Annotated in this window: 15 protein-coding genes; 4 read left to right on the plus strand and 11 right to left on the minus strand. The window is 59.6% G+C overall.

The features are described from left to right. Window positions 1–36: 36 nt before the first annotated feature. The 8 genes from CKW30_RS03730 to CKW30_RS03765 form a co-directional block, all read right to left on the minus strand. Window positions 37–783, minus strand: coding sequence for a hypothetical protein (locus CKW30_RS03730; protein WP_041479693.1), 747 nt, complete (start codon window positions 781–783; stop codon window positions 37–39). A 43-nt stretch (window positions 784–826) separates the two neighbouring features. Continuing rightward, a complete protein-coding gene (locus tag CKW30_RS03735) occupies window positions 827–1,507 on the minus strand; it encodes a C39 family peptidase (RefSeq protein WP_024012915.1) in 681 nt (226 codons plus the stop codon). Between the two features lie 64 nt (window positions 1,508–1,571). Further along, the gene (locus CKW30_RS03740; protein WP_041479692.1) at window positions 1,572–2,558 is read right to left on the minus strand and encodes a hypothetical protein; all 987 of its coding nucleotides are present in this window, start codon (window positions 2,556–2,558) and stop codon (window positions 1,572–1,574) included. Between the two features lie 73 nt (window positions 2,559–2,631). Continuing rightward, window positions 2,632–3,204: an adhesin gene (locus CKW30_RS03745; RefSeq protein WP_095179986.1), complete on the minus strand. Its 573-nt coding sequence runs from the start codon at window positions 3,202–3,204 to the stop codon at window positions 2,632–2,634. A gap of 1 nt (window position 3,205) precedes the next feature. Beyond that, window positions 3,206–3,655, minus strand: coding sequence for a hypothetical protein (locus CKW30_RS03750; RefSeq protein WP_041479690.1), 450 nt, complete (start codon window positions 3,653–3,655; stop codon window positions 3,206–3,208). Window positions 3,656–3,986: 331 nt separating this feature from the next. Then, window positions 3,987–4,511, minus strand: a complete 525-nt coding sequence (locus CKW30_RS03755; protein ID WP_095179987.1) for an AAA family ATPase — start codon at window positions 4,509–4,511, stop codon at window positions 3,987–3,989. Then, window positions 4,508–5,071: a nicotinamide riboside transporter PnuC gene (pnuC, locus tag CKW30_RS03760; RefSeq protein WP_095179988.1), complete on the minus strand. Its 564-nt coding sequence runs from the start codon at window positions 5,069–5,071 to the stop codon at window positions 4,508–4,510. The genes CKW30_RS03755 and pnuC overlap by 4 nt, the downstream gene beginning before the upstream one ends. A 1,592-nt stretch (window positions 5,072–6,663) precedes the next feature. Beyond that, the gene (locus tag CKW30_RS03765; RefSeq protein ID WP_095179989.1) at window positions 6,664–8,298 is read right to left on the minus strand and encodes a methyl-accepting chemotaxis protein; all 1,635 of its coding nucleotides are present in this window, start codon (window positions 8,296–8,298) and stop codon (window positions 6,664–6,666) included. A 304-nt stretch (window positions 8,299–8,602) separates the two neighbouring features. Between CKW30_RS03765 and CKW30_RS03770 the strand changes: the two genes are divergently transcribed. Both CKW30_RS03770 and CKW30_RS03775 read left to right on the plus strand, forming a co-directional pair. Beyond that, window positions 8,603–9,433, plus strand: coding sequence for an undecaprenyl-diphosphate phosphatase (locus tag CKW30_RS03770; RefSeq protein WP_016774688.1), 831 nt, complete (start codon window positions 8,603–8,605; stop codon window positions 9,431–9,433). Continuing rightward, window positions 9,430–9,858, plus strand: a complete 429-nt coding sequence (locus CKW30_RS03775; RefSeq protein ID WP_095179990.1) for a DUF1294 domain-containing protein — start codon at window positions 9,430–9,432, stop codon at window positions 9,856–9,858. The genes CKW30_RS03770 and CKW30_RS03775 overlap by 4 nt, the downstream gene beginning before the upstream one ends. Window positions 9,859–9,977: 119 nt before the next feature. Here CKW30_RS03775 and CKW30_RS03780 read toward each other — a convergent pair whose 3' ends face one another. Beyond that, window positions 9,978–10,337: an MmcQ/YjbR family DNA-binding protein gene (locus tag CKW30_RS03780; RefSeq protein WP_095179991.1), complete on the minus strand. Its 360-nt coding sequence runs from the start codon at window positions 10,335–10,337 to the stop codon at window positions 9,978–9,980. Beyond that, entirely contained in the window at window positions 10,334–11,242 is a 909-nt protein-coding gene (locus CKW30_RS03785; RefSeq protein WP_095179992.1) for a LysR substrate-binding domain-containing protein, read from the minus strand. Before CKW30_RS03785 ends, CKW30_RS03780 begins: the two co-directional genes overlap by 4 nt. A gap of 126 nt (window positions 11,243–11,368) precedes the next feature. On the opposite strand from CKW30_RS03785, the gene CKW30_RS03790 reads away from it, so the two are divergent. Together CKW30_RS03790 and CKW30_RS03795 are read left to right on the plus strand one after the other, a co-directional pair. Further along, window positions 11,369–11,980 (plus strand): FMN-dependent NADH-azoreductase, encoded by a 612-nt coding sequence (locus CKW30_RS03790; protein ID WP_016774691.1) that lies wholly within the window; start codon window positions 11,369–11,371, stop codon window positions 11,978–11,980. 167 nt (window positions 11,981–12,147) lie between these two features. Then, a complete protein-coding gene (locus CKW30_RS03795; protein ID WP_095179993.1) occupies window positions 12,148–13,185 on the plus strand; it encodes a dienelactone hydrolase in 1,038 nt (345 codons plus the stop codon). A 57-nt stretch (window positions 13,186–13,242) separates the two neighbouring features. On the opposite strand, the gene CKW30_RS03800 is transcribed toward CKW30_RS03795, so the two are convergent. After that, window positions 13,243–14,430, minus strand: coding sequence for an MFS transporter (locus CKW30_RS03800; RefSeq protein ID WP_095179994.1), 1,188 nt, complete (start codon window positions 14,428–14,430; stop codon window positions 13,243–13,245). Window positions 14,431–14,537 lie beyond the last annotated feature (107 nt).

Here is a 14,537-nt window from a genome sequence, read left to right on the forward strand (position 1 = left end):
GTCCCTTTAAGCCCAATGATCGAGACTCAGCGTAGTTCAATATCCGATATTGCGTAGGGCCCCGAGTTGGGTCAGGTTGCAATCCAGTGCACCGGCGCTTCTGCCGTTATTGTTCAGTACGACGTTGAGTTGCGTAAGGTTGTTGACCACGTTGGCGCTGCCCAGCAATCGGGTGTTCTGCAGCAGCCCGCCCTGGGCGACTTGTTGCAGTGCCGTGCCTTGATTGCCGCTGGCCTGAATGGCCATTTGCACGCCACCACCATTGGCCGAAACCGCGACACTGCCGGCGCCGTTGCTGCCAGTAATGGTTTGTCCGGCGATAAGGGCCTGGCCTTGCGATGGCACCAGTGCCGGCGCCTGACTGGCTTCGCTGACGTTGATCGCGACGTTGTTGTTGGCGGTGTTGCCATCGCCGGCGGCGCGTACGCTTTGCGTCACACCCTGGCTGCTGTTGAGGCCGGCGCCACCGATTACGCTGCCGGTGCCTGCGGTGAGGGCGCTGCCGTTGCCCGACTCCTTGATGGTCGAGACGTAGAATTCCGGTTTGACGGTTGCGGCCTGGATCTGCATCGAGGTCGCGGCCCCGATCAAGTCGCCGCTGGCGTTGCGCCAGGTGCTGCTCATGACAATGCCGAAGCTGATGATCCGCCCCGGCATGACGTAACGACCGCGCAGCTCGGCGAGCTCCTGGTCCTTGATTTCGATGGGTTTGAATCCGGCATGGGCTAAACCTGACGCACTCGCTGCCAGGCAGGCGGCGGCCAGCCAGTATGAGCTTTTCATCTGCTGCTCCCGGGACATCCAGTCCCATTCTCTAACTCGGCGATTAAAAGAAGTCGCTCTGAATGAACCCGAAATCCATCAATTCCGCATCTTTGACCGGGTTGAAACTGTCCAGCGAGTTCTTCGCCGTCAGCGGCACCGGAGGGCTGCGCAAGGCGTTGGCCTTGTCGTAACCGGGGCCGACGATGGCAAAGACAATGCCGTTCCAACCTTTGACAAAGTCGTCGTGCTTGTAGCGCTTGTGGCCGAGAACCGGGTCACCGATGTAGACCCAATCCTTGTCCGAACGCTGCAGGACGACGAAATGCTTGTAACCACGAATGTCCATCAGAACCACCACCGGAATGGTCACCGCTTCGAGTTTCTCGGGCGGGATCCGGTAGCCACGGGCGCGCATGCCGATGCTTTCTACGTAGCGCTTCATGTCGAGCATGGAGAAACCCTGGGTTCGCACCAGGTCCTGATCAGCGTTGACCAGCATGCCTTTGATGATGTGCTCCTCATCGACGTCGAGCCAATAGGCCTGGCGCAGGACCGTCGCCAGTGCAGCAGCGCCGCAGCTGAAGTCGGTTTTCTGTTCGACGATGTCGGCAAACTTGCGCTCACGAATGCTTTGCACGTCCTTGTAAACCAGCACGCCACCCGGCAGGGCAGCCACGGGCATCTGGGCCGCCTGAGTCAGGCCGCACAGACAAAGCAGAGCGAGGAGGGCAGGAGTCCGCATGATCGAATACGCCTTGTGGAACCGAGGAAAAGCCCCGTTGCCGGGGCTTTCGTTTCGATCGCGATTACATGCAGGCTTTGCAACCTGCGGCGATGGACAGCGAGTTGCTTTGTTGGTTGCCCACACCCGCCGAGACGTTGGCTCCGCCGTTGCCGGAGAAGTTGTTCATCGAGTTGGTCATGTTGGCGTTGTTGACGACAGGAGTTTTCCAGCCATCTTTGGTCAACACTTGTTGGGTGGTGACGCCAGCGAGGCCAAAAGTACCCACGGCTTCGAACTTGGCTTTCTGATCATCGTTGCCACCATGGCCGCCGCCACGGTTACCCCAACCACCATGGTCGTTGTCGTCTTCGATGGTCGCAGTGCCTTTGGCTTTGAACACGCCAGCGGCTGCATAAGTACCGGTAAGGGTGTCGGTTTTGTAAGCCTGCACGCCTTTGTTTTCCACGACCAGGCCAGTCGAGGACTGGTTGGCAGAGGCGGCAGCCTGCGCTACACGACCACCGGAAACGGCGATGGCGAGGTTGTTTTTCTGTTGGTTGAAGTTGCCGGCGGTCACGTTGATGCCGATGTTGCCGGAACCGTTGTTCCCAGTATTGGTGAGGTTGGCGTTGTTGAAGGTGGAAGAGTTTTTCACGTAGTTGTTGTTGTTCACCTGAGTCGCGCTCGAGGCGGCAACAGCATTGCCGAAGATGAAGCTTTCGTCAGCGGTGGCCAGTGCAGCAGCGTTGTCCTGCTGGTTGCCGTCGCCGCCCGCCACGTTGGCACCCATGTTGCCGTTGGAGCCGTTGAGCGAGTCGCTGGCATTGGCGTTGTTCAGGGTGCCCTGGTTTTTCACCACGTTGCCGTCGCTGTTTTGTGCGTCGAGTACTGCGGCGCCGGCGCCTGCGGTGATCTGCAGCAGTTGTTCAAGATTCGGACCTTGTGGCTGGCCGTGACCGTTGCCGTGTCCATTGCCATGCCCGTTACCACGACCGTCGGCCTGTGCTGCCATTGCCATCACTGCTGCGAGTGCGAAAACCAGTGGTTTGAGAGCCATTGTAGGTTTCATGGTTGTTTCTCCGTCGTGCTTATTAGTTGGTTAAGTGTTGGGACTTTTCTAATTGCACTGCTTTTTGTTTGGGTCAGTCTGCGACCCGGATGCTCAGGGTGTTAGCCATGCGGTTCCCCACCCCGGCACTCTGGTTCACCTGGATTACCCCGCGGCTGCCGGTGAAGGCCTGATCACTTGTCGTGACCTGGCGACTGCCGATTGAGGTACCAGTTGCTCCTGAGCTCGGTATAAACGCCACGTTCTGTTGTGAAAGGGCGCTGTCGTCAACGCTCTGCGGGCCGGCACTGATGCTGACGCGCGTAACGTTGGCCATTTGGTTGTTGGCACCGGCGCCCTGGTTAACACCGAGGATGCCGTTGCCATTGCTGAAAGAGTTGCCGCCGATGTTGGCGCTCGCGTCGATGGCGCGGCTGGCGGGCGTGTCGATGGTCTGCCTGACGCTGGTGGTGGCATGGGCTTCGGTGCCGATGGCAATCGCCTTGGTGTTGGCTTGTTGCATCTGGTCACCGGCAGCCTGGTTGACATTGAAGTTGCCGCGATACTGAGCGCCGGAATCCTGAATGTTTGCCTTGTTGACTGAAGCCGAATCGGCCATGGCGCTGGTGCAGCCGAGCAGGGCGAGAAGCAGCAGGGTGCGATTCATGTCATTGGCCTCCGGCCATACGAGTCAGAGGCGCCAGCCCGGTGCTCATCGCCCGGTTGACGGTATTGGAGATCGAGGCGCCAGAACCACCGCCGCTGCCAGTGCGCATACCGGGCAGGCCGTTCTGATTGGTCAGGGTGTTCATGCCGGGCAGGTTGGAACTGGGCGTGGTCATGTTGCCGCGAATCGATGAGCCGCTGGCGACACTGGCGAAATCACCGTCAGTGAGTTCGGTACTGCTGAGGGTCTGGTTGATCCGCGCCGAAGGGTTGGCGTTGACCGTGGTCGGATAGGGGTCTTTGCCGCCATTGCGCCCGATCGCGATGGGTTGAACGTCGCGGTTAAGGACGATCACGCCGTTGCCTTCAGCCTGGGCGCTGACGCTGATCAAAGCGCTGGCGGCTGATCCGATCAGCAGGAGGCAGGTCAGGCCTTTATTGAAATTCCCCACGGCTGCAATTCCTTCTTCAGTGGGCTGGGTTATTCAGCGTTGTGAAGAAGAGAGCGAAAGCTGTGCCGGTTTTGAATTATCGTTTTATTTCAACGGCTTACATGCTTTGGGAAGTTCCCTGTTGCGGGCACTGTTTCAGCGCTGAGACACAGGGCGGATCGCTTGCGGGGCAATGGGCGCCGGAAAGCTCTGGAACAAGGGTTTGCGCCGAGGTGTTTCACCGGCGTAACAGATCACGGGACGCAATGGTGAATGACGCTTGGGCGGGGCCTTTGCGCGGTCGTGAGTGTTTCAAAAACGGACAGTTTTGCGTTAAAAGCCGCCGGGCGGCTTATCTGGACAGCAAACGCTCGACCGCCGCAAAGGCTTGTGTCTGGCGCTCGGCCCAATTGCCTTCGATCACTTGCAACGGCTGTTGGTGCTGGATCAGCCAAACGCGGGTGGCTTCGTAGAACGCCAAGCGATCCGCAAGATCCGGTTGGCAGCGCTGGCCGTCTTCGGTCCAGTCGATCTGTTGTGGGGACAACAGCAGGTGCAGGTCGTAATGGCGCGCCAGTAACTCGGTTTCCAGCCAGTCCGGGCAGGCGCCAAACAAAGTCTGGCTCCAGAGGATGTTGCTGAGCAGGTGGGTGTCGAGAATCAGCAGTGGGGGCTGTTTCGCGCGCGCCTGATCTTCCCATTGCAACTGGCCCCGGGCGATATCAGGGATATCCGCAAGGCAAGTGTCGCGTGGGTTGTCTTCGATGAACCGACGAACATATTCATCAACGCGCACGCCGCCGAAACGCTGCTCCAACCCTGCCGCCAGCCAACTCTTGCCGGTGGATTCCGGGCCGGTGAGAACAACGACTTTCATGCGCGCAACGCCGGATCGGCACGCCATTCCCGCCAGCCTTGCACGGCGAGCAGGGTAAACAGCGCGTACAGGGCGGCGGTCAGGTACAGGCCTTTGTAGATGAACAGGCCGACAAAGATCACATCGAGGACGAACCACAGCGCCCAGCATTGCAGACGTTTTTGCGCCATCCACAGTTGCGCGACCAGACTGAAACCGGTGAGCGCGGCATCGAGCCACGGCTGTGCGGCGTCGGTCCAGTGCGCCATCGCCGCGCCCAGCGACACACTGCCGATCGCCCCAACGCCGAGGCCGAGCACCATTGAGCGTGGATCGAGGCGGGTAACCTGGCGACCGTCATGCTTCGTCCCGGCGCGGGTCCATTGCCACCAGCCGTAGATCTGCAGCGCGGCGTAGATCACTTGCAGCAACATGTCCGAATACAGCTTCACCTCGAAGAAGATCCAGCTGTAGAGCAACACCATGACCAGCCCGATCGGCCAGCACCACGGATTCTGCTTGACCGTCAGCCACACGGCGATGACACCGAGGGCAGCGGCAAACAGTTCAAGCCCGGACATGAGTGATCCTTGGGGGAGTTGAGAAGGGGGCGGATTGTACTGCATTAGTCAGGTCAAAAGCCCCTCACCCTAACCCTCTCCCGGAGGGAGAGGGAACTGATCGCGTTGTTTGGTCGAGGTACGCCGACCTGGAATAACGCGTCGAACGCAGATCATGAAAAGCGCAGTGATCTGCGATCAAAAGCCCCTCACCCTAACCCTCTCCCGGAGGGAGAGGGAACTGATCGCGCTGTTTGGTCGAGGTACGCCGACCTGGAATAACGCGTCGAACGCAGATCATGAAAAGCCCAGTGATCTGCGATCAAAAGCCCCTCACCCTAACCCTCTCCCGGAGGGAGAGGGAACTGACCGCGTTGTTTGGTCGAGGTACGCCGACCTGGAATATCGCGTCGAACGCAGATCATGAAAAGCGCAGTGATCTGCGATCAAAAGCCCCTCACTCTGACCCTCTCCCGGAGGGAGAGGGAACTGACCGCGTTGTTTGGTCGAGGTACGCCGACCTGAAATAACGCGTCGAACGCAGATCATGAAAAGCGCAGTGATCTGCGATCAAAAGCCCCTCACCCTAACCCTCTCCCGGAGGGAGAGGGAACTGATCGCGTTGTTTGGTCGAGGTACGCCGACCTGGAATATCGCGCCGAACGCAGATCATGAAAAGCCCAGTGATCTGCGATCAAAAGCCCCTCACCCTAACCCTCTCCCGGAGGGAGAGGGAACTGATCGCGTTGTTTGGTCGAGGTACGCCGACCTGGAATATCGCGCCGAACGCAGATCATGAAAAGCCCAGTGATCTGCGATCAAAAGCCCCTCACCCTAACCCTCTCCCGGAGGGAGAGGGAACTGATCGCGTTGTTTGGTCGAGGTACGCCGACCTGGAATATCGCGCCGAACGCAGATCATGAAAAGCCCAGTGATCTGCGATCAAAAGCCCCTCACCCTAACCCTCTCCCGGAGGGAGAGGGAACTGATCGCGTTGTTTGGTCGAGGTACGCCGACCTGGAATATCGCGTCGAACGCAGATCATGAAAAGCGCAGTGATCTGCGATCAAAAGCCCCTCACCCTAACCCTCTCCCGGAGGGAGAGGGAACTGATCGCGTTGTTTGGTCGAGGTACGCCGACCTGGAATATCGCGCCGAACGCAGATCATGAAAAGCCCAGTGATCTGCGATCAAAAGCCCCTCACCCTAACCCTCTCCCGGAGGGAGAGGGAACTGATCGCGTTGTTTGGTCGAGGTACGCCGACCTGGAATATCGCGCCGAACGCAGATCATGAAAAGCCCAGTGATCTGCGATCAAAAGCCCGACCCTAACCCTCTCCCGGAGGGAGAGGGAACTGACCGCGTTGTTTGGTCGAGGTACGCCGACCTGGAATATCGCGTCGAACGCAGATCATGAAACGCCCAGTGATCTGCGATCAAAAGCCCCTCACTCTGACCCTCTCCCGGAGGGAGAGGGAACTGAGCGCGTTGTTTGGTCGAGGTACGCCGACCTGAAATATCGCGTCGAACGCAGATCATGAAACGCCCAGTGATCTGCTCCCTCTCCTCGAGGAGAGGGCTGGGGTGAGGGGTGGGCTCACCTCGGTGACCGGTCAGACCCGGAACTGGCGCAGCAACCCGTTGAGCTGTTCGCTCAGTTGCCCAAGCCGCAGGCTGGCTGCACTAGATTGCTCAGCCGCCAACGCGGTGCTATGGGAAAGCCCGGCCGCCTGGGTGACGTTCTGGTTGATGTCCTCAACCACCTGCGCCTGTTGCAGCGTAGCGCTGGCAATCGACGCATTGAGACCGTTGAGATTACGTAATGCCTGGCCAATCGCATTAAGGCTCGCCCCGGCCAGTCCCGCCTGTTCGATGGTCAATTGCGAGGCCTTGCTGCTGTCGCCGATCACCTTCACCGCAGCCTCCGAATGATTCTGCAAACGCTCGATCATCGACTGAATCTCCGCCGTCGATTTCTGCGTACGCTGGGCCAGCAAGCGCACCTCATCGGCGACTACGGCGAACCCGCGACCCTGTTCTCCCGCGCGCGCCGCTTCAATCGCCGCGTTCAAGGCCAGCAGGTTGGTCTGTTCGGCAATCGAACGAATCACCTCCAGCACGCTGCCAATCTGCGTACTCTCCGCCGCCAGGGTGCGGATCACTTCCACCGCTTGATCAATCGTGCCCGAGAGCTTGTCGATCTGTTGCAGGCTGCCGTCAATATTGATCTGCCCCTGTTGCGCCTGCGCTTCGGCATCGCGCATTTCTGCGGCGGCGTGTTCGGCGTTTTTCGCCACGTCCTGCACGCCGTAGGTGACTTCGTTGATCGCTGTGGCCACCAGTTCCATCTGCTGCGACTGCTGCTGGCTGCGCTGCTGCGCCTGCGAGGCATCGTTACCCAGCTCGCTGGAAGACTGGCCCAAAGCGCTGGCCGAGACCTGCAGATCACCAATCACTCGGCGCAGCTTGGCCGTGAAGGCATTGAAATGATGGGCCAGTTCGGTGACTTCATCCTTGCCATGGGTATCGAGGCTGCGGGTCAGGTCGCTTTCGCCACTGGCGATGTTGGCCATCGCATTCACGGTTTCCTGCAACGGACGGACGATGCTGCGTGCGATCAGAATCACCAGCAGCGCCATGATCAGCGCAATCGCCAGGCCGATGGCCGACGCCTTGATCATCTGCCCCTGGAATTCGGCTTGCACATCGTCGACATACACGCCGGAGCCGATCACCCAGCCCCACGGCTCAAACAGCTTCACATACGAGGTCTTGGCAACGGGATCAGTCGCCCCCGGTTTCGGCCAGCGATAATTGACCATGCCCGCGCCTTTGGCCTTGGCGATGGCGACCATTTCGTTGAACACCGCAAAGCCGTCCGGGTCGCGGATCGCCGAAAGGTTCTGGCCTTCGAGTTTGGGGTTGGTCGGGTGCATGACCATCACGGGCGTGAGGTCGTTGATCCAGAAGTAGTCGCTCTGGTCGTAGCGCAGGCCACGGATCGCGGTCAGCGCCTGCTTTTGCGCGGCATCCCTGGTCAGGGTGCCAGCGGTCTCAAGACCTTGGTAATAGGTGAGCAGGCCACTGGCGGTCTGCACCACGTGCTGGGTTTTCTGCGCCTTGGCGTGGTAGAGGTCGTCATGGATCTGCTTGAGCATCAGCACGCCCAAGGTCAGCAACATGACCACCGCCACGATCAAGATGAGCCACAAGCGTCGGCTGATCGACACACTGCGCAAGCTGTTCATAACGCTGTCACTCCGGATTCTTGTTCTTGTAATAAACGATCGCCAGCATCCAGCCACCGCTGTGGGCTCGCGATTGCGCGACTTGAGCCGCCTAACGCGGGGAGCGCTATTAAGGCTTGTCTGTTAGGATTTCGGCCCCGCGCGCGAAAACCTGAATCCGGTTTTGATATTTCACGGAATTTTTACCGTTTCGTGTGGATCCTGTGCGCGCGCAATCGCTACAGCTTTTACCGGCTACGCTGGACGCAGTGAACGAAAAAATACTATCGGGGCATGCCCGCGTGCATCGCTCTTTGGGGGATTGATGGATCTTTGGACCGCTTTGCAGGCACTGATTCTAGGAGTTGTAGAAGGGCTGACGGAGTTTTTGCCCATTTCGAGTACCGGACACCAGATCATCGTCGCCGATTTGCTGAACTTCGGCGGCGAACGGGCCATGGCGTTCAACATCATCATCCAGCTCGGCGCGATCCTCGCGGTGGTCTGGGAGTTTCGGCGCAAGATCCTCGACGTGGTGATCGGCCTGCCGACCCAGCCGAGCGCACGACGTTTCACCGCCAACCTGCTGATCGCCTTCCTGCCGGCCGTAGTGCTCGGCGTAATTTTTGCCGATCTGATCCACGAATATCTGTTCAACCCGATCACCGTGGCGGCAGCGCTGGTCATCGGCGGCATCATCATGCTGTGGGCCGAACAGCGCCAGCATGAAGTCCACGCCGAAACCGTCGACGAGATTCGCTGGACCGACGCGCTGAAAATCGGCTTCGCGCAATGCCTGGCGATGATTCCCGGCACCTCGCGTTCCGGCTCGACAATTATTGGCGGGTTGCTGTTCGGCCTGTCGCGCAAGACGGCCACCGAGTTCTCGTTCTTCCTCGCCATGCCAACCATGGTCGGTGCGGCGGTGTATTCCGGTTACAAATACCGCGACCTGTTCGTACCGGCGGATTTCCCGGTATTCGCCATTGGTTTTGTCACGGCGTTCATCTTCGCCATGATTGCTGTACGCGGCCTGCTCAAGTTCATTGGCAGCCACAGCTACGCAGCCTTTGCCTGGTACCGGATTGCGTTCGGCCTGTTCATTCTGGCCACCTGGCAGTTCGGCTGGGTGGACTGGTCTGCGGCCAAGGCATGAACGATTCCCGCACGCGCCGCCCTGAGGGGCGACCTTCAGGCGGGCGCGTTCAGCATCTGAAATTGAAGCTTGGGGTGTTGCTGATCGTCTGCGCGCTGCCGCTGTTCGGCTCGCTGTCGATGTGGCTCAGCGGCATCTCGCGGGTGCCGTTGGCGGCGTACGGGATTGTCAGTGTGCTGGCGTTCTTTCTGTACTGGGCCGACAAACGCAAAGCCCGCGCCGATGCCTGGCGCACGCCGGAAAACATCCTGCATGCGGTTGAACTGGCGGGTGGCTGGCCGGGTGCTTTGATCGCGCAGCAGGTATTCCGGCACAAAACGCGCAAGGTATCGTTTCAGATTCTGTTCTGGGCGATCGTGTTGCTGCATCAGGTGTTCTGGATTGACCAGATTTTCCTCGGTTCAAACCTGCTGTCGCTGATCTAACGTCCACCGAAAATCCCCTGTGGGAGCGAGCCTGCTCGCGAAAGCAATCTCATCCTCGCTGATCAATCGCCTGACAAACCGCCTTCGCGAGCAGGCTCGCTCCCACAGGATTTGCGTGCTTACAAAAGCAGGCCGATTTGGGTTTTCTTAGGCAACTTGCCCACCACCAGTTGATGCGATCGCTGCAACAAACCCTGTAATTCCTCGGCACCCAGCGGGTAGGGCGGGTGCATGATGATCCACTGCGCCCGCGCCAGATACGGCGCCGGATGAATCCCCGGGCGGTCGCAATGGCTGAGAAACAGATCCTTGTCGACCTTGAACGCCAGCGAATCCCCACGTAATCCCTGCAAGGCAAACATCTTGTTGCCGGCAATCGAGAACACCCGCACGCCGCCCCATTTGTAATCTTCCCGCGCGCCGGGCAGGGCCAGGCAAAACTCGGCAACTTCGGCTTCGCTCATTCTTCCCTGTTTCATAGAAATCTGTCCCCGCAGGCATTGAACGATTCGACCAGGTGATCAATCCATGCGCGCACCGCTGGCATTACCCCGCGCCGGTGCGGATAGACCGCTTGCAGCCAGCCGCCAGGCAATGACCATTGCGGTAGCACTTGCACCAGCGTGCCGTTACGCAATTCGGTTTCGCAGAACATCATCGGCAGCACAGTAAAGCCCTGACCGGCGAGCACGCAGGCCTTGCGCACCACGAAATCATCAATGCCCAGCCGCGCTTCCATACTCAGATCGACGCTCTTGCCTTGTTGATCGAGCAGACGCACATGAACCATGCGATCGGCTTCCAGCGCGCCGAGTACCGGCAGGGTTTTCAGGTCCTGCGGATGATTGATGGTCTTGCCTTGCATGAACGCCGGGCTGGCGATCACCACCGCCTGGGCCTGACGCAAGCGGCGGGTGACCAGCAACGGGTCTTCATCACCGTGATCGCGCACACGCAAAGCGACATCGATGCCTTCGGTGACCAGATCGACCCGGCGATTGAGCAGCACGACCTCCAGCTGCACCTGCGGAAACTTGCCGAGAAAGTCGCTGATCACCGTCGGCAGCATTTCATGGGCCAGACCGGTCGGGCATGACACCCGCAAGCGCCCGCGCGGTTCGCTGGACATGCTCGCCACCGCTTCGTCAGCCATCTCCGCTTCCAGCAACATCGCCTGACAGTGGCGCAAATAGCGTTCACCGACGGCAGTGAGGCTCAGTTGCCGAGTGGTGCGTTGCAGCAGACGTGCACCGAGGCGCTCTTCCAACTCGGCAATTCTTCTCGAAAGCCGTGACTTGGGAATACCAAGCAAGCGCCCGGCGGCGGCAAATCCGCCGGCTTCGACCACTTTGGCGAAATAGTAGAGATCGTTGAGGTCCTGCATGCGCGTTTCCAGTCGTTCTATCAATGGGACGAACTATCGCATTGTCGGCGACTAATCAGCTATTGGTTTGTTGCGTAGGATTGTCTCCATTCCGTCGCCGCCGGCGATTCTTTCAGGAGAACCCACATGAAACTGTTGCACATCGATTCGAGCATTCTCGGCGACAACTCGGCTTCCCGTCAGTTGAGCCGTCAAGTCGTCGACGCCTGGCAAGCCGCCGAGCCGAGCGCCGTGGTCACCTACCGCGACCTGGCCGCCGATGCGATCAGCCACTTCTCGTCGACCACGCTGGTTGCCGCCGGCACCACCGCCGAACTGCGCGACGCTGCACAACAGCACGAAGCCGAGCTGAGCGCTTCGACCCTGGCCGAATTCATCGCTGCCGACGCTGTGGTGATTGCCGCGCCGATGTACAACTTCACCGTTCCGACCCAGCTCAAAGCGTGGATCGACCGCGTCGCCGTGGCCGGTCAGACGTTCCGCTACACCGAAGCCGGCCCTGAAGGCCTGTGCGGCGGCAAGAAAGTGGTAATCGTGTCGACCTCTGGCGGCATCCATGCCGGTCAGGCCAGCGGCATCGCTCACGAAGAGTATCTGAAGCTGGTACTGGGCTTCCTCGGCATCACCGATATCGAGATCGTCCGTGCTGAAGGTCTGGCCTATGGCGAAGAAGTGCGCAACAACGCCATGAGCGCTGCGCAGGCAAAGATCAGCGAGCAACTGTTCGCCGCCGCGTAAGGCTTGCGTAAAGAACAGCGTCTGTTCAGGCAATCCCCAAAAAACTCTGTATTCTGATTCCGCAAGGGCTGATTACGGAGTTTTTTGTTTCTGGCTGTTACATAATCTGGCCCGGGTTATGCAGTTTCAGCACATCCGACGATGTGGTCCGACAGGGTAGGGCATTCATGAGGCATCTTTGTGCACTGTTGCTGATTTGCCTGCTGGCCAGCCTGAATTCAGTGCAGGCCGCACCGGGGCGCCACCCTGTCTGGAGCGTCGGTTATCACGAGATGACCTTTCTCGACCCGCTCGATCTGCAACCGATGCGCGCCATCGCTTTTTACCCGTCCAGTGACCGTGAGCACATGAGTCTGCTTGAGGGTTACTCGGTCGAGGCTGGAGAAGACACCAAGGTCGCCATCGGCCGCTTTCCGATGTTGATGCTCTCCCATGGCAATACCGGCACGCCGCTGGCCTTGCATGATCTGGCGACCTCGCTGGCGCGCAAGGGGTTTGTCGTGGTGGCGGTGATTCATCCCGGCGACAACTGGCGCGACCACAGCCGACTTGGCACGTTGAGCAATCTCTACGGGCGGCCAATCCAGATTTCCCAAGCGATCACCGCGACGCTCGCAGACAACATGCTGGCACCGTTCGTCAATGCTGATCAGGTTGGTGTGATCGGTTATTCGGCTGGAGGCGAGACCGCGTTGATTCTTTCCGGGGCGCAACCGGATCTGGATCGTCTGCGCCGCTATTGCCAGGAACGCCCGGACGATCACGACGCCTGCAACACCCAGGGCGAGCTGATTGTCGATCGCGACGATTTACAGCCAGTGGCCGATCCACGGGTTCACGCGTTATTGCTGATGGCGCCGCTGAGCCTGAAGTTCGGTCGCCACACCCTTGCCGATGTGCACGTACCGGTGCTGCTCTACAGCGGCGACGGCGACAAACTGGTGGCCTTCGATAAAAACGCTGCGGCCCTGGCGCGCAAACTGCCCACCGCGCCGGACTTCAAATTGCTGGCCGGAGCAGGGCACTTCGTGTTCATGGCGCCGTGCACCGAAGAGCAGATCCTCTCCATGCCGGCGTTGTGTACCGATGCCGACGGGGTGGATCGCGAAGATATTCACCGCAACCTGATCTCCGAGGCCGGACGGTTTTTTGCCCAGGCACTGGGTAAATCGAGCAGGGCGGGGATGCAGACGGCGGATCAATAACTTCATCACCGCCACCAATTCCTGTAGGAGCTGACGAGTGCAAGGGGATCGGTGGTTTCAGGAGGTAGCGCGACGCTTGAGCAACAAGGTCAGGCCCAGCCCGGTCACCGACAACAACGCCGCGCTGAAGAAAATCCACGAATAGCCCAGATTCAACGCCACCGCGCCCATCAACGGTCCCGCGATCGCCAGTGCCAGATCGAAGAACACTGCATAAGCCCCCAACCCTGAACCACGGCTGGAACTCGGCACCTGTTTGATCGCTTCAACGCCCAGCGCCGGGTATACCAGAGACAGCCCAAACCCCGCCAGCCCTGCGCCAATCAACGCATACGCAGTGGAGGGCGCCAGCCACAACAGCACCAGCCCGACAGTTTCAACCGACATGCAAACGATGGCCGAGGCAAACCCGCCAAACCGGGCGATGGCCGAGATGAACAACAGCCGCGACAGGATGAAACACACGCCAAACACGGTCAGGCAGTAAGCCGCGCCGGTCCAGCCTCGATTGAGGTAATAAAGGGTGATGAAAGTCGTCAGTGTGCCGTAGCCGATCGAGGCCAGCGTCAGGCTGGTGCCGTAAGGTGCAATCTTGCCGAACACGGCCCAGAACGAAAGGCGCTCGCCACGAATCACCGGCACCGAAGGTTTGTTGCGGATCAACCACAGCGCACCTGCCGCCAACGCCGACAGCGCGATGCCAAGGCTGACAAAGCCATATTCAGCGACCATCACCACGCCCAGTGGCGCACCAATGGCAATCGCGCCGTAAGAAGCGATGCCGTTCCAGCCGATGGATTTTGCCGTGTGCTCGACACCGACCTGGCCCATGCACCAACTGATGGTGCCGACACCGATCAGGCCTTGGGCAATGCCAAGCAGCAGGCGCCCGGCAATCAGAATCAACAGGCTGGTCAGCGGAAAACTTTGCAGCAAGGTCGACAGCAACGTCAGCGCGCCGCTGAGGACAATCCCCCACAAGCCATAAATGATCGCCCGCTTGGTGCCCAGGGTATCCGACATGCGCCCGGCCATCGGCCGGCTGAGCAGTGTGGCGAGGTATTGCGAGCCGATCACCAGGCCGGCAATGATCGCGCTGAAACCCAGTTGCTCATGGACGTAACCTGGCAATACCGCAATCGGTAACCCGATGCAGAGAAAGGCAATGAAGGTGTAGAAAACGATGGAGACGATCTGCAGGGTGATCGCCAGGGAGCTTTGCGGTGGCAGTGGCTGCGCAGACATGAGCACTCGTTCGCGGGCGGCGGTGGGAGAGTTGCCGACATCATGGCGCGGGGCTGGGATAAAAGAAAGCAGGCTAACTACTTTCCCTTGGGATTGATGGGGCTGCT

The sequence above is a fragment of the Pseudomonas sp. Irchel 3F6 genome (genome assembly GCF_900187595.1).
Taxonomy (GTDB): domain Bacteria; phylum Pseudomonadota; class Gammaproteobacteria; order Pseudomonadales; family Pseudomonadaceae; genus Aquipseudomonas; species Aquipseudomonas siliginis.

Excerpts from the sequence above, each read along its gene's own strand:
- CKW30_RS03775 (WP_095179990.1), top strand. The coding sequence starts at position 9,430 with ATGAACGATTCCCGCACGCGCCGCCCTGAGGGGCGACCTTCAGGCGGG.
- CKW30_RS03755 (WP_095179987.1), bottom strand. The coding sequence starts at position 4,511 with ATGAAAGTCGTTGTTCTCACCGGCCCGGAATCCACCGGCAAGAGTTGG.
- CKW30_RS03740 (WP_041479692.1), bottom strand. The coding sequence starts at position 2,558 with ATGAAACCTACAATGGCTCTCAAACCACTGGTTTTCGCACTCGCAGCA.
- pnuC (WP_095179988.1), bottom strand. The coding sequence starts at position 5,071 with ATGTCCGGGCTTGAACTGTTTGCCGCTGCCCTCGGTGTCATCGCCGTG.
- CKW30_RS03765 (WP_095179989.1), bottom strand. The coding sequence starts at position 8,298 with ATGAACAGCTTGCGCAGTGTGTCGATCAGCCGACGCTTGTGGCTCATC.
- CKW30_RS03790 (WP_016774691.1), top strand. The coding sequence starts at position 11,369 with ATGAAACTGTTGCACATCGATTCGAGCATTCTCGGCGACAACTCGGCT.
- CKW30_RS03770 (WP_016774688.1), top strand. The coding sequence starts at position 8,603 with ATGGATCTTTGGACCGCTTTGCAGGCACTGATTCTAGGAGTTGTAGAA.
- CKW30_RS03780 (WP_095179991.1), bottom strand. The coding sequence starts at position 10,337 with ATGAAACAGGGAAGAATGAGCGAAGCCGAAGTTGCCGAGTTTTGCCTG.
- CKW30_RS03735 (WP_024012915.1), bottom strand. The coding sequence starts at position 1,507 with ATGCGGACTCCTGCCCTCCTCGCTCTGCTTTGTCTGTGCGGCCTGACT.
- CKW30_RS03785 (WP_095179992.1), bottom strand. The coding sequence starts at position 11,242 with ATGCAGGACCTCAACGATCTCTACTATTTCGCCAAAGTGGTCGAAGCC.
- CKW30_RS03730 (WP_041479693.1), bottom strand. The coding sequence starts at position 783 with ATGAAAAGCTCATACTGGCTGGCCGCCGCCTGCCTGGCAGCGAGTGCG.
- CKW30_RS03800 (WP_095179994.1), bottom strand. The coding sequence starts at position 14,430 with ATGTCTGCGCAGCCACTGCCACCGCAAAGCTCCCTGGCGATCACCCTG.
- CKW30_RS03795 (WP_095179993.1), top strand. The coding sequence starts at position 12,148 with ATGAGGCATCTTTGTGCACTGTTGCTGATTTGCCTGCTGGCCAGCCTG.
- CKW30_RS03745 (WP_095179986.1), bottom strand. The coding sequence starts at position 3,204 with ATGAATCGCACCCTGCTGCTTCTCGCCCTGCTCGGCTGCACCAGCGCC.